This is a genomic window from Halobacteriovorax sp. JY17 (assembly GCF_002753895.1).
GTDB lineage: Bacteria > Bdellovibrionota > Bacteriovoracia > Bacteriovoracales > Bacteriovoracaceae > Halobacteriovorax.
In genome coordinates this window covers 112,558-130,229 of sequence record NZ_NJER01000004.1, presented here as the reverse complement: position 1 = coordinate 130,229, position 17,672 = coordinate 112,558, and the positions used below count along the sequence as shown (strand labels likewise).

The window sequence follows — 17,672 nt, the reverse complement described above, 5'->3', positions numbered from 1 at the left end:
CGGCCCTTAAATATTTTTCACTGATTTCCATCTTCAAAGTAATATCCAGTAAAATACATTTATCAGTAAATGAAGGAACTAAACTATGAAGACTGCTCTACTAGCATTATCACTCACTCTATTCTCAGCTCCAACCTACGCGGACACTCCCCTAGAGGCCCCGTTTTTTAAAGTTGAAGACTCTAGAGATAAGTCAGTGAAAAATGAGATGATTGTCTTAAATAGCGGCATTGCCTCTCTTCAGTTTAGACTTGATATGATTAAGAGGGCAAAGAAATCTATAGAGGTCGAATACTTTATTTATAATCAAGATCAAGCTGGAAGAATACTCACGCACGCCTTGATTGAAGCTGCAAAGAGAGGAGTAAAGGTTAGAATCCTAGTTGATAAATCTATGCCAATTTTTGCTCTTGATAATCACATTGCCAAAGAATTAAGAAAGTATGGAATTGATTTAAGATTTTATAATGATGCCATTCTACTAGAACTTTCAACTACACAATTTAGATCTCATAGAAAATTATTTCTTGTCGATGATAAAGAGGCCATAACGGGTGGAAGAAATATTGGCGATGATTACTTTGATCTTTCTGAACACTTTAACTTCTTAGATAGAGATATTTATGTAAAGGGAAGTATAGTAAAAACAATGCGCCAATCATTTGATGAATACTTTGATCACAAGATTACTGAATACCCAACGCCTCCAAAGCTTCCTTCTAAGTCAATGCTTAGACTTCATAAGGGAGGTCGTAGAGCGGCAGTTATTAGAAATTATGAGATTGATTTAAAACAATTTAAAAAAGCAGAAGAGAATGCAAAGAAGTTTTTAATAGAAAATGATAAAGATATTTTCACAAAGAAGAGAGTTGAAGAAATCTCTAGACCTATTTTAAATGCAAAGAAGACCTATAATTGCCCATTAACTACTTATGCAACAGACTTACCTGGAGCAAATTTCTATGAAAGACTTAGAATTGACTATGGTGAAACTTATAGAATTCTTCGAAAAGTTCTCTCTCACAAGATAGAAAATATAAAAGAAGATCTCCTCATTTCTTCACCTTACTTTATCAACAATAAGCTAACTAGAGGCCTAATGTATGATCTTCTTGATAAAGATATTAAAATTAAAATTTATACAAATAGTCTAGGCTCTACAGATGCAATCTATGTTGCGGCAAATTTCTACACTGACGTTTTTAAATGGCAAGCAGAAGGAGTTATTCCATATATCCACAACGGCAAGTGGCTACCAAAGTACGAGACAATCACAGAGGGTGTAAAGACTGCTAAGTGGGGAACTCACTCAAAGACTCAGATCTACGATAATGATGAAGTCATGATTGGTACTTATAATGTAGATAATAGATCTAATTACTATAATTCAGAAATGGCCCTTTTTTGTAAAGGAAACCCAGAACTCACAGCTGAAGTTCTTGCAAGTATTACAGAGAGAACAAATGCGGGATATAAAATTGTTGAAAATCATGAGGCGGTTGATAGTAATAATCTTCCAGCTGATGTTTATGGAAATCCAACAAAGACAAGTAAGTTTATTATGAATGCCATTGCAATACCATCAATTCTCTTACGCGATCTACTCTAGGAAGCTGACTTATAGTAATCGTCACCAACAGGAACCTCAGGAGGATATTCAGAACTATCCTCCGCCGCCTCTCCCACAGGAACAAGAGTGAAAACATTCTCTTTTTCTATATTTGAAAGACTCGCCCCATAGAAGAACGAACAAACAAGATAGTAAATCCAAACCACCGCCATAACAATAGACGAGAAGTTTCCATAATTTTGAGCCAAGTCTTTCTCTGATAGTTGAGCATAAATCCAATGCCCTGATTTACCAGCAATAAATAATCCAACAAATGCACATGCACCCAAGAAGGAATGGCCAAGAGAAATATTCTTACCCGAGCTAATTTTATAGAACCCAGTAAAAAATAGTACCGATGAGAGAATAGGAAGAACTTGAAAGTTAAATAGAGTACGGGCAAATTCAGGAAGAGTCTTCGAACCAGAGAAGAAAATCAACTTAAAGAGAACTTCATTTGAACTAATAAAGAGAAATCCTAGAAAACATGTCATCACAGTTCCGATAAGAAAAGATTTTGCATCTTCAATTAAGTATCCTCCCTTCGCTTTTTCACCTGCAATTGTTCTAACCCCATACATAAGAGCAGAAATTAATCCAATCAGAGAGTATCCTAGAAAAAGAAAATTAAAAATATTAGAAGACTTAGTCGTGTGAAGTTGTTGGTCGACAATAGCTGAAATACTTTTTAAAATCCAAGGAGCAAGACTTGGAATATTATCATTAATAGATGTTAGAACAACACTTTTAGCAACACTAATATCGCCAGTAAAAAAACCTATTAAAGAAATAAATAAGAGCATTGCTGGACAGAAACTTAAAAGCGCAAAGAAAGTTGTTGCTCCTGCTAAGATTTCGCACTTTCTTTTTTTAAAAAGAAAAAAACCGTGTAACATTTTTGCTACGACTCTAGTTGTAAAACGGTAACTATAAGACTCATAGTTTCGGCTAAATTTAATTATTTGATACTTGGCTTTTTTCATTAAGAGATTATGCCTCACCTTTTTAAATTAGCTTTTCTTTCTACTCTCCAAACATAATTACAACACGTTAGAGGATTATCTAAAAGCTTAATTTCCATAAATATAGCTCCAAAAGTAGTCATTTCTTTGATACCTTACCTCCCTAACAAAAAGGAATTAAATGAAAATATACTCTTGGAACGTGGCGGGAATTAGGGCCTGTGAAAAAAAAGGTCTATATGAATGGTACTCAAAAGAATTAGCAGATATTTACTGCTTTCAAGAGACAAAGGCCTTACCTGAACAGCTAAGTGACCAGCTAGTGAATCCAAGTAAGCACACGGCCCTTTATGCTCCGGCAGTAAAGAAGGGCTACTCAGGAGTTTCGACTTGGGTAAAGAATGGTATTAACCACTCACACACTATTGGTCTTGGAATAGAGGAATTTGATTCTGAAGGAAGAACGCTGATAACAGAGTTTGATGATTTTATTCTCTTTAATTGCTACTTTCCAAATGGGCAGAGAGATCACGCGAGAGTGCCTTATAAAATGAGTTACTGCGAAGCAATTGAGAAGAAGGCCCTTTCTCTTCATAAGAAAACAAAGAAAGAGATTATCATAACAGGCGATTACAATACCGCCCACCATCCAATTGATTTAGCAAATCCAAAAACAAATACTAAATCTACAGGGTTTCTGCTGGTCGAGAGAGAGTGGATGGATCACTTTCAAGAAATTGGTTTTATAGATCTTTTTAGACAATTCACCCCAGAAGAAAATGGTCATTACACTTGGTGGACTTATAGATCAAATTGTCGTGAAAGAAATATTGGGTGGAGAATTGATTATTTTTGGTCAACAAGTAAGATCGCCAAAAAGGTAAAGAGCTGCAAACATCATATTGAAACTCTTGGCAGCGATCACTGCCCTATTTCAATAGAGCTAAAGTAATTTAAGCGCAGAAGAAAGGTAAGCAAGAGAGAAAGTTAAATATGATTATTTCTTATATTGAAGCTTCTTCAGATCAAAAGCTCCTCTCTTCTTTGCTTTTAAAATTTCAACAGTAAGTTTTTCTTTTAAATGTAGCTTTCTACTACTAATAAAGTGATAGACCTTAGGTATATATCTCCACTCGTTGAGTGGGACAAACTTTTCTTTCCCTGGTATTTTATCCATAAAGATTGTAGACGTAATAATCAAATCCGCCCTTCCCTTCTCTAGCATTTTAAGACCAGACTGGATATTTGTAGAATAAGCACTAATTGGACTCTTGAAAATCTTCGAAAACTCTTCACAACCAATACAATTCACCGTAGAAAGAATAAAGGGTTCTTTAAGTTTTAAAATCTTCTCTCGATCACTTTTTAATACGTAAATTTTAAAAGGTATCGAATCTAGAATTGGAACATCTACCTTAATCGCATCAGGATTGACTTTCTCATAAGGTCCAATTTTTGCGCCAAGAGCATCTACCTTTCCTATTTCAAAGAGATAAGACGCTCTAGCCTCGGGGTAAACTGAAACAATTGGCTCAACTCCTATGCTCTTATAGATTTGAACCATCTCCTTAATATAAAAGCTCGCGGTATCACTTACAGTTTCCGAAAATACAATATTCACCTTTTCTTTAGAGAGCGTCTTCCCTGAAAGAAAAAGTGATAAAAGCAAAAGTAAGGTTCTTATTTTACACATAATTTATTGTAGCTATTTCCAAAGAAGATAACAATTAAACAATAGAATTAGACTGTTACACGCGTAGCACCAAGGCCAATTAACAATAATATGTGACTACTGCAAAGCAATATGTTAAGTAATAGTAAAAATTAAAATAGGATACGTAGAGATGATTAGTGCTAATAATATTAGTTTGGCCTTTGGTGGTAGAAAGTTATTTGATGAAGTAAATATTAAATTTATTCCTGGAAATTGCTACGGATTAATCGGGGCCAATGGGGCAGGAAAATCAACTTTTATAAAGATTCTATCAGGTGATATCGAGGCCCAAACAGGAACCATTGATATGAAACCAGGTGATAGACTCTCTGTTTTAAAGCAGGATCACTTCGCCTACGATGAGCACCCTGTTTTAAAAACTGTTCTCATGGGTAACCAAAAGCTCTATGCCATAATGGAAGAAAAAGACGCCATTTATATGAAAGAAGATTTCTCTGATGCAGATGGTATCAAGGCAGCGGAACTTGAGTCCGAATTTGCTGAAATGAATGGATGGGAAGCAGAATCAGAAGCTGCAACTCTTCTTTCAGGACTAGGAATTGGAACTGAATATCACGATAAATTAATGAAGGACCTTACTGGTTCTGAAAAAGTTAAGATTCTCTTAGCTCAAGCACTTATTGGTGATCCAGATATTCTCCTACTAGATGAGCCTACCAACCACCTTGATATTAAAGCAATTCAGTGGCTTGAAAACTTCCTAATGGATTTTAATAATACTGTAATCGTCGTTTCCCACGATAGATACTTTCTAAATAAAGTCTGTACTCATATCGCTGATATCGATTTTGGAAAAATTACAGTTTACACAGGTAACTACGAATTTTGGAGAAAAGCATCTGAGTTAGCTCTTCAACTTAGAAGTGACCAAAGAAGAAAATCAGAAGACAAGGCTTCAGAGTTAAAGAACTTTATTCAAAGATTCTCCGCTAACGCCTCAAAGTCTAAGCAAGCAACTTCAAGACAAAAGCAACTTGAAAAACTAAAGATTGAAGATCTTCCAATCTCTACAAGAAAGTATCCGTACGTGCACTTTCAAGCAAAGAGAGAAGCGGGTAAGGAGCTTCTAAGAGTTGATGGAATTAGTAAAACTGTCGAGGGTGTAAAACTTCTTGATAATATTTCTTTCACAATTAACAAAGGCGATAAAATTGTTTTCCTTGGAGAAAATGACGTCGCTAAAACAACTCTCTTTCAAATTCTCATGGGAGAAGTTGAACCTGACTCTGGATCATTTGAATGGGGCGTAACAACATCTCGTGCTTATTTTCCAAATGATAACTCTAGCTACTTTATGGATGGAAAGTACTCCATTACAGATTGGCTAAGACAATACTCCGAAGAAAAAGATGAATCTTTTATTAGAGGTTTTCTTGGAAAGATGCTCTTTTCAGGAGAAGAGGCCCTTAAGAAAACAAATGTTCTATCAGGGGGAGAGAAAGTTAGATGTATGCTATCTAAAATGATGCTCTCAGGAGCAAATGTTCTAATTCTTGATGGCCCTACAAATCACCTTGATCTAGAAAGCATCACAGCGGTTAACGAAGGACTTATTAAATTCCAAGGAACGACACTCTTTACTTCTCATGACCATGAATTCATTCAGACTGTAGCTGATAGAATTATTGATATTGATGGGAAGATTGTTGAAGATAAATATATTAAGTACGACGAGTACCTTAACTTAAACTAATATCATACAAGAAGCTCCTTTCAGGGAGCTTCTATATTCTCATATCCTCTTACATCCTTTGTACAATTTCACTTTCTTCATCATAATTAGGTTATGAAAAAACTAATCCTATTATTACTAATTTGTACGAATATTAACGCCGTCTGTGTTCATGAATATGAAATCAAAGGTTATAACCTATTGAGCTCTATTCACACTCTTAACGAGGACACTTCTTATTATCAAAAGCAGAATGGAAGCTTTGAATTGATAAGAAATCTGCAGGAAATAAATCCGACAAGTGACTATATTATTCAAGAGAATCAATCTCATATCAAAAAAGATTATAACGATAGATATATTAAATACTACCAGTACCAGAGAGTGAATGAATTCATAAGTGAATTGAGGCCAGTACTTACAAACCTTAACTATCGAACTGAAATTATAGGAAAGAGTATAGAAGGAAGAAACCTCTACTCTATTTATCCAAAAGAGTTAGATCCTAATAGAGAGGTTATCCTCATGTTTGCCCGCCACCACGGAGACGAAGGAACGGCGAATTGGATTGTCGAAGGTTTTGTAAATAAAGCTCTTAAGAGTAAAGAGTTTAATCAAAAATTCCAATTAGTACTCTATCCTATGGTTAATCCAGATGGTGCTGAAGCAAAGAGAAGATATAATAAGAATGGAAGAGATTTAAATAGAAGCTGGGGAACTGAACCTTCAAGATCTAATGATGAAATTAGTATTATTCAGGCACATTTAAATAAAGTACTTCTTAGCAAGAGAAAGCCTATTATCGCTCTTGATATGCATGGATCATTTACAGAAGACTTTATCTATAGAGTCTCAAAGAATTTTTCAGGAGTTGATTTCTATAATTTACAGCAAGAATTTATAGCGAGCCTAGGTAAAAGAGATTCTTGGCAGGGTGGACAATTTTATAACTCTAATGGCGATAAGAAAATGTCTCGAATACTTTTAGTTAGAGACTATAGAATTAATGCTCTCACACATGAATCAATTCGAGATATACCTCTCTCATCTTCAAGATCACTAGATGACCTTAAAGACCAAGGAAGATTTATTGTTGATACACTTATTGAGCTTTACTAAACTTCTCTTTCCAAAATTCAACTCTCGCTTGACTGAATTCTTCTAAGGACTGCGTTCCCCAAATTGGAGCTGGCCATGCCCTATCACTTTTTCTACGTCCTATAACGTGAATATGTAATTGCGAAACAATATTTCCTAAGCTTCCAATATTTACTTTGTCATAACCCAACTCTTTTAAAGACTTTGAAAGAAAATCTATTTCTCTAGTCAATTCTACTTGATCTTCCATTGGCAGGTCACACCACTCAATCATATTCTCTCTAAGTGGTATTAGAACAAACCAGTCGAGTTCTCCATCTTTTAAAAGTCGAAGCTCGCTGAGGTTCAAAGTCTTCAAAAACTCTGAGTCTTTTTCAATTCTCTCATTTATCTTCATATATCCTCATCTCTTAAAATTTGCCTTCATCTTATAAACAATAGATAATTAATTATACACAAACATAAGGATCTATATGCTTAATCAACAATTAATTTTTCTGCCATGTCTTATTCTCATTCTACTTACTTTTTTCGTTCTTATCATCATGTTTAATAGACGAGTTAAAGGAATAAAAAAAGGTGACGTTTCCCCTTCTTACTTTAAAACTTATTCTACCGGACAAACTGAATCAATAAAGTGCCTTCAAGCGCAGAGAAACTTCGCAAACCTTCATGAAGCTCCACCAATTTTCTATATTCTCTGCTTAGTAGCTTATGTTACAGGGAATGCTAGTCCTCTTATGATTGGGCTTTCATGGACATTCTTATTTTTTAGAGTACTTCATACTCTAGTTCATGTAACAACAAATAAACTAAAACCAAGAATGCTCTCTTTTGCATGTAGTTGGCTAGTTATCATCGCAATGAGTTTAATACTTATGATAAGAATTATATAACATTCTGAACGAGAAATGAGAGAGATTCACCAGAGAACTCTCTCGTTTCAACTCTTTTTAGAATCTCTGAGAATGTATACTTTCTTTTATCATAGAGAACGACCACGCTAGTATCTCCCTTTGCTAAGAAATTATTTTCCCCGTACTCTGTATATCTAGTCGCCCCTATTCCTAGAATAAAGTGTTCAGGGTAATCGCATTCAGCAATATACTCTCCAATATTTTCAGCCGGGCCAATATCAACTTGATTATTGAATTTTTCAATACACCAATCTAGTAGTTTTTCATGAAAGTAAGAGTAACTTAGAACATCGCTATCTTCACCATATACATGAATCTCGTTCTCTCTAATATGAAAACTTGCAATTTTATAATGATCAAGAATTCCTCCTGCACTAAATTTATCAATATCAAGAAGAGTAGAAGATAATCCTTTAGAACATTCTCCCCAATTCTTCTTCTCACTTATTTTCTTTGCCCCAGGCCTTCTTATGGAGCAATCATTATATGCTGTAAATTTCTTTGGAGAGAGAGAGACGATCTTATTCTCAATATATTTAACTTCACAAATAAGTGCTACTTCTGGCTCTATTTGCACATCATAATCAGTGTCAGGCATTTGAATAGTGTCTGAAGAAATTGGAAAAGTAGAAAGAAATGATTCTTCTTTCTTAGGAAGATAGAATGGAAAAATGGCCTTTGGTTGAAGGGCCTCCGAAACTTCTATATTTTTAAAATCACTCGCTTCATTAGCTTGTTCTAAATGTCCAGCAAAGTTTCCTGCCACACCAAATCCTAAAAAGTCTTTAAAGTTCATATATATCTCTTATAGTTTTGAAGTTTTCTTTAATAGTAGCATTATTTCTTCAATTTTCTCATCACTCTTTGATTCATTTCCAGAGAGAATGGCCTCTTTCACACAAGTATTAAGATGATTTTCCAAGATCTCTAACTCTAGTGCTTTAATTGCACTTCTGATTGCCTTAGTTTGAGTGAGAATATCAATGCAATACTTATTGGAATCAATCATTGAAGAGATCCCTTTCACTTGTCCTTCAACTCTATTAATTCTATTTTTTAATTTCTTATGAGACTCATCAGTTATATTCATATTAGATTTCTTATTCTAAGACTATTGCTTACAACAGAGATCGAACTCAGTCCCATCGCGACACTTGCCAAAATAGGAGGCATCATAGGTCCATCAAAGATGACAAGAACTCCTGCTGCAATTGGAATTAATAAAGTATTATAAATGAGTGATAAGAATAAATTCTGCTTTATAATCTTCATTGTTCCTTCAGAGAGATCTAGAAAAGAAATCACTTTCTCAATATCACCTTTAACGATCGTTACATCAGAAGTTGAAATTGCAATATCAGTCCCTGTTCCCATAGCAATCGAAAGATCGGCCTTTGCCAACGCCGGAGCATCATTAATACCATCACCTACCATTGCAACTTTGAATTTCTTTTCTTGAATTTTCTCAATCATCCCCGCTTTCTCAAGCGGTAGAGCATTGGCGATAATGTGATCAATTCCAAGCTCATCTCTTACAGCATTTCCAACCACTTCATTATCACCTGTAATTAACCAAGTCTCTATTCCTCGATCTCTTAGATTTCGAATCATCTCTTTAGCACTTGATTTAATTTTATCACCAACAATAATTTTTCCTACATATTCTTTATTCTTAGCAATATAGATATAGCTTCCAATAATAGTATTCTCTTCTTCAACTACATTAATTTCAAACTTTTCTAATAATTTCTTATTACCAATTACATAAGTAGAACTGGATATATCTGCTTCAATTCCCATTCCCTTATGAATTTCAAAGAAATCAGGCTCAATAAGTTTTAGACCTTTATCTAGTGCAAAGTTAATTACGGCTTTTGCAAGTGGATGTTCTGACAGTTTTTCAATAGAAGCAACGTCTCTAAGAATCTCTAGATTGTCATCAGTCGTAACTAGAGAATAATCTAAAATTTGTGGTCGACCTTCAGTAAGTGTTCCTGTCTTATCAAAGACAATGGCATTTATATTACATGCTTTCTCTAAAACTTCTCCACCACCAATCAATTGCCCCTTAAGTGAAGCTCTTCCCGTTGCTACAACAACCGCAGTTGGTGTAGCAAGTCCTAGAGCACAAGGACAGGCAATCACTAAAACTGCAATAAAATTTGAAATTGCATTCCCCCAGATATTACTAACTCCAAAAAATAACCACAGAACTAGAGTTAAGATTGAAAAGACAAGAACAATTGGAGTGAAAATTGAGCTTATTCTATCAGCATACCTCTGAATCTCAGGTTTGTTATTTTGAGCATTCTCTACAAATTCAACAATGTGAGAAAGAAAAGTGTCGCTTCCAATTTTCTTAGCGATAAACTCAATGGCACTATCCCCATTAATCGTTCCACCAAATACTTTTTCTCCCGCTTTCTTAACAACGGGAAGAGATTCCCCTGAAAGCATTGACTCATCAACAGCACTGCTTCCCTTTAGGACTTCTCCATCAACAGGAAACTTTCCTCCAGGTAGGACTCTGACTGTGTCCCCAACCACGACTTCATTAATATCAATATCTCTAAAATCTCCATCTCTTAGGACAAGGGCACTCTTAGAGCTTAATTTAAGAAGAGAGTTTAAAGCATCTTTAGATTTTCTCTTGGCCTTTTCTTCAAAGTAATTTCCAAGTAGAACAAAGGAAATAATAAAACCTACAGCTTCAAAGTACACTTTCTGAGTAAGGCCCCAAGAAATTGTTTGCTCCGTTAAGAATGTAATTAGAGTCGAGTATAAGAAGGCCGCACTTGTTCCAAGACCAATAAGTGTATTCATATTCGATCTTCCACTTCTTAAAAAGTTTAGAAAGGAAATCTGAAACTTAGCTCCAATCCAAAGCCATATTGGTAGTGCAAAGAGAAATTGTAGATAATAATTAGTCTTTAATGAAACGACTTTCTTTAAAGGTCCCATTTCTAACATGAATAATAATATTGAAAGAGTAAAAGAAATCCAAAATAGCGTTATTCCATCACGTTCTTTTTTCTCAGTTTCCATTTCTAATGTGAAACTATAACCTAGCTCTTTTACTTTATTTTCAATGAGTGTTTGAACTTCATTAGAAGAAATTTCAAACTTAGCACTTTCAGTTGCAAAATTTACAGAAGCACTACTCACTCCTAAGATTTTTTGAGTTTCACTTTCAATTGACGAAGCACAACTCGCACAACTCATACCACTTATTTTCACATTAAATAACATCATTAAACTCTTAGTGACTTTGGTACAGAAAATCCTTGTTCTTCAATTAATCCTTTAAGCTCAATAGTTGAAGCTTCATCTTCACAATTAAAAATCACAGACTTCTCTTCAAGGTTTATCTCTATATTCAAAACTTGAGAGTTAGCAGCAAAGGCCTTTTCAATTTTTCCTTTACAGCCACCACACTTCATTCCTTCTACTATAAATCCAATTTTCTTCATAACTCCTCCATACCCCCACAGGGTATATCAAGACTAAATTCTTGTCCAGCTTTTTTAAGAAAAGCGACTAATTCTTACACTAAGCTTCGCCTCTCATTGACTCAAACATCTAAAAACATTAAGTTTAGGCTATATGGCAAAGAAGAATGATTATATCCTCGTTAATGATGTGAATGCTCACGTAAAGCGAAGAGCTGAAATTTTAGAAAAGTATCCGCAGGTCAGAAAGCTCTACGGCACAAATCCGTACTCAGCTCTCTATATTCTCTTAATTGTTTCTCTACAATTCTCTCTCGCAACTATTATTAGTACTCAAGCTTGGTGGGCAATTCTTCTCTTGAGTTATACCGTCGGGGCCATTGCCAATCATTCTCTCTACGTGATGATTCACGAGTGTTGCCATAATACTGTTTTTAAGAAAGCATTTTATAATAAAATCATGGGAATCATTTGCGATCTTCCACTCTTCTTACCTTCGGCCATGGGCTTTAGAAAGTATCATATGATTCACCATAAACATCTCGGTGAATATTCATATGACCCAGATATAACAAGTAGAACTGAGGCAAATCTAATTAAGAATAATCCTGTGACCAAGGCCCTTTGGCTTGCTCTCTTCTCTCTGTCTCAGGCCCTACGTCCATTAAAAGTTAAATACTATAAACCTCTTGATCGCTGGTCAGTCATTAATACGGTTGTAATAGTTATTGTTAATATTCTCATTTACAAGTTTATGGGAAGCGGGGCCCTTACCTATCTAGCTCTCTCGACACTCTTTGCTCTTGGACTTCACCCACTTGGGGGAAGATGGATTCAAGAGCACTATATTACGAAAGAAGGGCAAGAGACTTACTCTTACTACGGTATTTTAAACAAGCTCACTTTCAATATGGGATTTCATAATGAGCATCATGATTTCATGCATATTCCCTGGAGTCGATTACCTGAGTTAAAAAGAACTGCTCCCGAATACTATGATTCTCTAAAATACTATAAGTCTTGGACAAAGGTTCTTTTGAATTTTATCTTCAACCCTGAAATGACTTCCTATAAGAGAATTATTCATCCTGATCGCCACCCAAAATCAGCAATCGAATAAGTTGACGAGACCAATCAGATAAGGGCAAATATTTTTTTTGAGTTTTCTCTTAATTAGAATTAATATTTAAGAAATCTTAAAATAAGAGTATTGAAATTGACCACAGAAAAAGAACCTACTCACGCCCCTGTCCCCCTAGCAAAAATAGTTCCAGACCAAGAGCTATGTGCCGATATTTATCTTTATATAAATAGTAAGTACCTTAAGTATAAAAATTTAGGAGAGATCATTGGTGCTAAGAAGTACGATGAATTCTTAAGTAAAGATGTAAAAGAAGTCTTCATTCAAATAAGTGATATTCCAAAGTTTATTCAATGGATGAAGAGTTCAAAAGAAGATTCAATCAATAGCCTCGTTGAAAGTGTTGGTGAAGAGCACCGTGAATTAGTTGAAGCAAGAGAAGAGATAACAGAGACAATCTATGAAGTCTTCTCTGACCGAGAGATTAATTCTGCTGTTGTTGAACATCTACAGCATATTTCACAGAACTTTATCAATAAGGCAAAGCAAACAAAAGAAAGCACTCATGTTCTAGCAAAACTTGTTAAGCACAATCGCTCCCTTGCTGATCACAGTGTAAATGTTGCCAATATCTCAATCTATTTAGCAATGGCCCTTGGACACAATCATCAAATGATTCTAGAGAATATTTATCTAGGCGCCCTTCTCCATGATTATGGTAAAGCAAAGATTCCTGCCAATATTCTAGAAAATCCAGAGAGCAACCTCTATCAACAAGCAATTGAATTTCATCCTATAAAAGGTGCTAAAGCTGCAAGATCCCTAAGCTCAGTAAAAGATCCTGTTGCCCTCATTGTAGAGCAACACCACGAACAATTTAACGGTAAAGGTTTTCCAAAGGCAATTGCAGGAAAAGATATCTATGAACTCTCTCAAATTGTAGCTCTTGCAAATCACTACGATAATCTTTGTGATGAGAATGCAAATATGGCGCAGGAACAAAAAGTAAAAACTGCAATTAAGAAAATTGAATATGATCGCGGAAAATTATTTAATCCTGAAATGCTAGAGAGGGCCGTCGATGCTCTAAAACTTGCTTATGGAAACTATAAAAGATAATTACTTAAGTATCGTTTTCCAAATTCCCTTCTTATCAACTTCTATAAGATCATAATCGATTTTCGTAAAAGGATACTTTTCTACATATCCTCTCAAGACCTCATCGTACTTTCCAACGAGAGTTAAGAGATTTATATAGATAACAGCTTTAAATGTTACGTTCCAATAATTTGGATCTGATTTTGAGGCACCTTTATCATAGATGAAGTGAGAGAGAACTCCCGTTCCATAGAATAGAAATGTTGCGATCACTATTTGTGTAATGAGCAATATCCAATCTTGATTCATTAAAGTCGTAATTGAATAGAGATAGAGAATCGTTCCCGATAGCATTCCAAAGAGATGAATATAACGTTGAATAGGATCAAGGTGACCGTAGAAGAACCAGTCTGCATAATTTTCAAAACTCTCAACGCCACGACCAAGAGTTGCTTTATTGGCTAATTCCCTAGTCTCTTTCGTAGGTATAATTCTAGAGAAGCGAGGAATGAGATATAATTTCTTTTTCATGAGGAAATTATATCACGAGCAGTACTTTATTCAATAAACTACTTCGCAGGAGCTTTCTTCTTTCCTGAAAACCTCTTCTTACTCGGAGTCCCTGGCTTTATAACCTTCTTCTTAGATCCAGTTTTAGCTGAATTATGATTAGGCTTCCCCTTAGACTTCTTTTTTAAATTTGGGTTTTGAAGCTTTGCCGCAGGATTATTAACTGGAGCTACTCTTGGAGGTGCTCCAAAATAAGGATGATCTTTCACTTCTTGTATTTTGTAACCCACAAGCTTTTCAACGGCCTTAAGGTACTTTGATTCACTAGGATCACAAAAGAGCATAGCACTTCCCTCTCGACCGGCCCTAGCAGTTCTTCCAATACGGTGAACGTAGCTTTCAGCATCAAGGGGAACATCATAGTTGATGACATGACTAACACTATCAACATCAATTCCTCTCGCCGCAATATCTGTGGCTACGAGAACTTTGATCTCTCGTTCTCTGAATGCTTTAAGTGCTTTCTCTCTAGCACCTTGAGATCTATTACTATGAATTGAAGCACACGCAAATCCTGCGCGATCTAGGTGCTTCGCCACTCTATCTGCGCCATATTTTGTCTTCGTAAAAACAAGGACACTTTCTGATTCATGACTCTTTAAAATATCAATTAGAAGAAGAGGTTTATTAGATCTATCTAGATGATAAGCTCTTTGCTCTATCACTTCTACTGGTGTTGATGCCGGTGTAACTTCAACCGTTACAGGATTCTTAAGAATAGTTCCCGCTAGATTTGAAATATCTTTTGGCATTGTTGCTGAGAAAAATAATGATTGTCTCTTCTTTGGTAGTTTTGCAATGACTCTTTCAACATCTCTGATAAAACCCATATCAAGCATTCTATCAGCTTCATCTAAAACAAAAATCTCAAGTTGATCGAGCTTAACATGTCCTTTAGTCATAAGATCTAGAAGTCTTCCAGGTGTTGCGATTAAAATATCTACTCCAGTAGAAAGTCTTCTAACCTGACTCAGTGGACCTACTCCACCAAAAACAACAGTTGATTTAAGCTTAGTCTTCTTAGAGTAGATCTCAACGTTTTCATTGATTTGATTTGCAAGCTCTCTAGTCGGCGTCAATATTAATGCACGAACTCTCTTGCTCATCAATTGAACATTGCTCTCAACTAGATTTTCAATTATTGGAATACTAAAGGCCGCAGTCTTTCCCGTTCCTGTTTGAGCAATTCCTAGAAGGTCTCTCTTATCTAAAATAGAAGGAATGGCCTCTCTTTGAATATCTGTTGGTGTTACATAGCCTTTATCTTTTAATGTTTCTAAAAGGAACTTACTTAAGTTTAAATCTTTGAATTGAGTCATTATTTACCAGTGAAAGTGTATACAAAAAAAAAGGAGATCATAAGATCTCCTTTCCATTTAATCATTAAAAATAAAGTATTACTTGCGAGATACGTTTACTGCACAAGGTCCTTTAAGGCCTTCACCTACTTCAAATTCAACTGAGTCACCCTCATTAAGAGGACCACTTTGAATACCAGTGATATGAACGAAAATGTCCTTTCCACCGTTGTCTGGAGTGATGAATCCAAAACCTTTTTCTTGATCAAAAAACTTAACTTTACCTGTTTCCATAAAAAATCCTTAAACGTATTCGCGTTACTATGAAATATAGCAACTTTTCAATAATCATATTTATAGTATTATACGAGATATAAAGCAACGATAAAAAAACAATATTTATCTTAAAAAAGAAATGCGACGCAAAATCCAAAAAACAATAAATAATAGCGACAATTCACCGCAAAAAATCCTTTAAATTTAAACTACTTAACCAGCGTGTCCATAATTTTGATTGTGACTAGACAAAGATCGGACAAAGTCCAATTTGTAGTGAATTTTATACAATTTTGCTCTTTAACAAGAGGAAAATGAATAAACCCAAGCTTCGTTTTTGTCTTCTTCGTGAAACTCAGGCCCTTAAAGAATAGCTCGTTGCAAATATAAGTTCCCGCTGAGTTCGAAACCTCACATTTAAAATTACTACCACTAAGTTCGTTAAAAATATTACGGATAGGAAGAGTTGAAAAGAGTGCATTTTCTTCATCAGAAATAATTTTCTGATCACAAAGAACCACTCCCTTATTATCTGCAATTGGAAAGTCGTAAATATTTAAAGCGACTCTCTCCAGAGAAATACAATCCCTATTCGCCGCTTGTCCTAAGAGAATAACGTAGTCGTAAGAATTTTCTTCTAACTTAGTTTTTAATAGATTAAAGGCATTCTCATTCTCAACAGGGAGTAAGAGAGTTGAAACGGAGGGAATATTCTTAATTTCATTTAAAACCATTTGTGTACAATTAGTGTTGATATCACCAAATGGCTCAAAGGCAGTCACAAGAACTTTCATACATTCCCCTCATCTTATAAATAGAACTATGCTCTCATACGTGCTAAATTATTCCAATGAAATTTAAAACTAGTATAGAGAAAGACGAAATCAACGCACTTGAAATGCTTAAGTTTCAAGGAAAGATTCACTTAGTAACCAATGCCGATGAAGCAATTAAGATCGCTAAAAAGCTTTCTAATGAAGAAATTTTAGGCTTTGATACTGAGACTAGGCCAAGCTTTAAAAAAGGTGAAACATACGACGTTTCTCTCTTACAGCTATCTACAGAGAGTGATGCCTATCTCTTTCGTTTAAATAAAATGACTTTTCCAAAAGAATTGGCCCAACTACTTGCTGATCCTAAAATTGTAAAAGCAGGAGTTGCAGTTAGGGACGATATAAAGTCGCTACAAAAGCTTTCACCTTTTAAAGACGAAAATTTCTGCGAATTACAGGACTTTGCGAAAGAATTAGGTGTTAAGAATTTTAGCTTAAGAGCTCTTTGCGCCATTTTCATTAATTATCGCCTCTCTAAAAGAGCAAAAATCACAAATTGGGAACAACCAACTCTCACAGATGCTCAAGTTCAATATGCAGCTTGTGACGCCTGGGTTGGTTTACAAATCTATAAGCAGATGAAGAGTGTAAACTCTTAAAAGTCTTTACCCATGAGAGTTTTTCTTCCATCTGCTCTAGCCCTTTCAATGGCCTTATCGCATTCATGTCTAATTATATCTGAAAGAGCATCACTTACGTCTGCAGATGTATTTAAATCACCTTTAGCTTTAACGTAGGCCTTCATCTTAGAGACAACGACAAGAATATCATTTGGTAAATTCTCATTTGATGAGTTTGAATCAGAAGAGCTACTCTTTCCAGTAACAATTCGAACCTTCGGTGCGCTCTGCCACTCTGATTTAGAAGGAGAATGAAACTCTTCCGCCCATGCGCTCTTATGATTTAGAGTTGAGCTATGTACTCCCCAACAGTCGACTGAGCAAAATTGAGCTGGAGCTCTCTTCTTGTCACAAGATGTGACAGAGCACTTATAATACTTAGTTGAAAAATTGATTTCTTTCTTGCAAACGATACATTTTCGCCAATAATTTTGATCCATAATTTCTCCGTTTA

Annotated in this window: 20 protein-coding genes; 8 read left to right on the top strand and 12 right to left on the bottom strand. The window is 35.2% G+C overall.

Going from position 1 to position 17,672, the window contains the following annotated elements:
* The first annotated feature begins 85 nt into the window (after positions 1 to 85).
* A complete protein-coding gene (locus CES88_RS15965) occupies positions 86 to 1,609 on the top strand; it encodes a phospholipase D family protein (RefSeq protein WP_290736755.1) in 1,524 nt (507 codons plus the stop codon).
* Here the strand turns inward: CES88_RS15965 and CES88_RS15960 are convergent.
* A complete protein-coding gene (locus tag CES88_RS15960) occupies positions 1,606 to 2,592 on the bottom strand; it encodes a YihY/virulence factor BrkB family protein (RefSeq protein ID WP_290736753.1) in 987 nt (328 codons plus the stop codon). The genes CES88_RS15965 and CES88_RS15960 overlap by 4 nt on opposite strands.
* Before the next feature lie 160 nt (positions 2,593 to 2,752).
* Here CES88_RS15960 and CES88_RS15955 point away from each other — a divergent pair, with 160 nt between their 5' ends.
* Complete coding sequence (locus CES88_RS15955) at positions 2,753 to 3,523, top strand: exodeoxyribonuclease III (RefSeq protein ID WP_290736750.1); 771 nt, start codon at positions 2,753 to 2,755, stop codon at positions 3,521 to 3,523.
* Between the two features lie 45 nt (positions 3,524 to 3,568).
* Here CES88_RS15955 and CES88_RS15950 read toward each other — a convergent pair whose 3' ends face one another.
* Complete coding sequence (locus CES88_RS15950; RefSeq protein WP_290736747.1) at positions 3,569 to 4,264, bottom strand: hypothetical protein; 696 nt, start codon at positions 4,262 to 4,264, stop codon at positions 3,569 to 3,571.
* A gap of 151 nt (positions 4,265 to 4,415) precedes the next feature.
* Between CES88_RS15950 and CES88_RS15945 the strand changes: the two genes are divergently transcribed.
* Positions 4,416 to 5,999 carry an ABC-F family ATP-binding cassette domain-containing protein gene (locus CES88_RS15945; protein ID WP_290736744.1) on the top strand — a complete coding sequence of 528 codons (1,584 nt, stop codon included), beginning with the start codon at positions 4,416 to 4,418 and terminating at the stop codon, positions 5,997 to 5,999.
* A 93-nt stretch (positions 6,000 to 6,092) separates the two neighbouring features.
* A complete protein-coding gene (locus tag CES88_RS15940; RefSeq protein WP_290736741.1) occupies positions 6,093 to 7,097 on the top strand; it encodes a M14 family zinc carboxypeptidase in 1,005 nt (334 codons plus the stop codon).
* Here CES88_RS15940 and CES88_RS15935 read toward each other — a convergent pair.
* Entirely contained in the window at positions 7,081 to 7,473 is a 393-nt protein-coding gene (locus CES88_RS15935) for an HIT family protein (RefSeq protein WP_290736739.1), read from the bottom strand. The two genes, CES88_RS15940 and CES88_RS15935, sit on opposite strands and share 17 nt — an antisense overlap.
* Before the next feature lie 76 nt (positions 7,474 to 7,549).
* Between CES88_RS15935 and CES88_RS15930 the strand changes: the two genes are divergently transcribed.
* Positions 7,550 to 7,972 (top strand): MAPEG family protein, encoded by a 423-nt coding sequence (locus tag CES88_RS15930; RefSeq protein WP_290736735.1) that lies wholly within the window; start codon positions 7,550 to 7,552, stop codon positions 7,970 to 7,972.
* Here the strand turns inward: CES88_RS15930 and CES88_RS15925 are convergent.
* The 4 genes from CES88_RS15925 to CES88_RS15910 are packed head-to-tail and all read right to left on the bottom strand — an operon-like array spanning position 7,965 to position 11,463.
* Positions 7,965 to 8,789 (bottom strand): DUF5718 family protein, encoded by an 825-nt coding sequence (locus CES88_RS15925; RefSeq protein WP_290736732.1) that lies wholly within the window; start codon positions 8,787 to 8,789, stop codon positions 7,965 to 7,967. The two genes, CES88_RS15930 and CES88_RS15925, sit on opposite strands and share 8 nt — an antisense overlap.
* A gap of 9 nt (positions 8,790 to 8,798) precedes the next feature.
* Entirely contained in the window at positions 8,799 to 9,083 is a 285-nt protein-coding gene (locus CES88_RS15920; protein WP_290736729.1) for a metal-sensitive transcriptional regulator, read from the bottom strand.
* A complete protein-coding gene (locus CES88_RS15915) occupies positions 9,080 to 11,245 on the bottom strand; it encodes a heavy metal translocating P-type ATPase (RefSeq protein ID WP_290736726.1) in 2,166 nt (721 codons plus the stop codon). The genes CES88_RS15920 and CES88_RS15915 overlap by 4 nt, the downstream gene beginning before the upstream one ends.
* Positions 11,245 to 11,463, bottom strand: coding sequence for a heavy-metal-associated domain-containing protein (locus CES88_RS15910; RefSeq protein ID WP_290736723.1), 219 nt, complete (start codon positions 11,461 to 11,463; stop codon positions 11,245 to 11,247). The genes CES88_RS15915 and CES88_RS15910 overlap by 1 nt, the downstream gene beginning before the upstream one ends.
* A 133-nt stretch (positions 11,464 to 11,596) precedes the next feature.
* On the opposite strand from CES88_RS15910, the gene CES88_RS15905 reads away from it, so the two are divergent.
* Positions 11,597 to 12,562 (top strand): fatty acid desaturase, encoded by a 966-nt coding sequence (locus CES88_RS15905; protein ID WP_290736721.1) that lies wholly within the window; start codon positions 11,597 to 11,599, stop codon positions 12,560 to 12,562.
* Positions 12,563 to 12,658: 96 nt separating this feature from the next.
* Positions 12,659 to 13,642 carry an HD domain-containing phosphohydrolase gene (locus tag CES88_RS15900; RefSeq protein WP_290736718.1) on the top strand — a complete coding sequence of 328 codons (984 nt, stop codon included), beginning with the start codon at positions 12,659 to 12,661 and terminating at the stop codon, positions 13,640 to 13,642.
* Here the strand turns inward: CES88_RS15900 and CES88_RS15895 are convergent, their stop codons facing one another.
* The 4 genes from CES88_RS15895 to CES88_RS15880 all read right to left on the bottom strand — a co-directional run bounded on the left by CES88_RS15895 (position 13,643) and on the right by CES88_RS15880 (position 16,559).
* Entirely contained in the window at positions 13,643 to 14,152 is a 510-nt protein-coding gene (locus CES88_RS15895) for a hypothetical protein (RefSeq protein WP_290736715.1), read from the bottom strand.
* A 38-nt stretch (positions 14,153 to 14,190) separates the two neighbouring features.
* On the bottom strand, positions 14,191 to 15,510 hold the full coding sequence (locus CES88_RS15890) for a DEAD/DEAH box helicase (RefSeq protein WP_290736712.1): 1,320 nt from the start codon (positions 15,508 to 15,510) through the stop codon (positions 14,191 to 14,193).
* 78 nt (positions 15,511 to 15,588) lie between these two features.
* Entirely contained in the window at positions 15,589 to 15,783 is a 195-nt protein-coding gene (locus CES88_RS15885; RefSeq protein WP_290736709.1) for a cold-shock protein, read from the bottom strand.
* Positions 15,784 to 15,974: 191 nt separating this feature from the next.
* Complete coding sequence (locus tag CES88_RS15880) at positions 15,975 to 16,559, bottom strand: hypothetical protein (protein WP_290736704.1); 585 nt, start codon at positions 16,557 to 16,559, stop codon at positions 15,975 to 15,977.
* A gap of 56 nt (positions 16,560 to 16,615) precedes the next feature.
* Between CES88_RS15880 and CES88_RS15875 the strand changes: the two genes are divergently transcribed.
* Positions 16,616 to 17,197, top strand: coding sequence for a 3'-5' exonuclease (locus CES88_RS15875; protein WP_290736701.1), 582 nt, complete (start codon positions 16,616 to 16,618; stop codon positions 17,195 to 17,197).
* Here the strand turns inward: CES88_RS15875 and CES88_RS15870 are convergent.
* On the bottom strand, positions 17,194 to 17,658 hold the full coding sequence (locus CES88_RS15870; RefSeq protein WP_290736698.1) for a hypothetical protein: 465 nt from the start codon (positions 17,656 to 17,658) through the stop codon (positions 17,194 to 17,196). The genes CES88_RS15875 and CES88_RS15870 overlap by 4 nt on opposite strands.
* Positions 17,659 to 17,672: the final 14 nt, after the last annotated feature.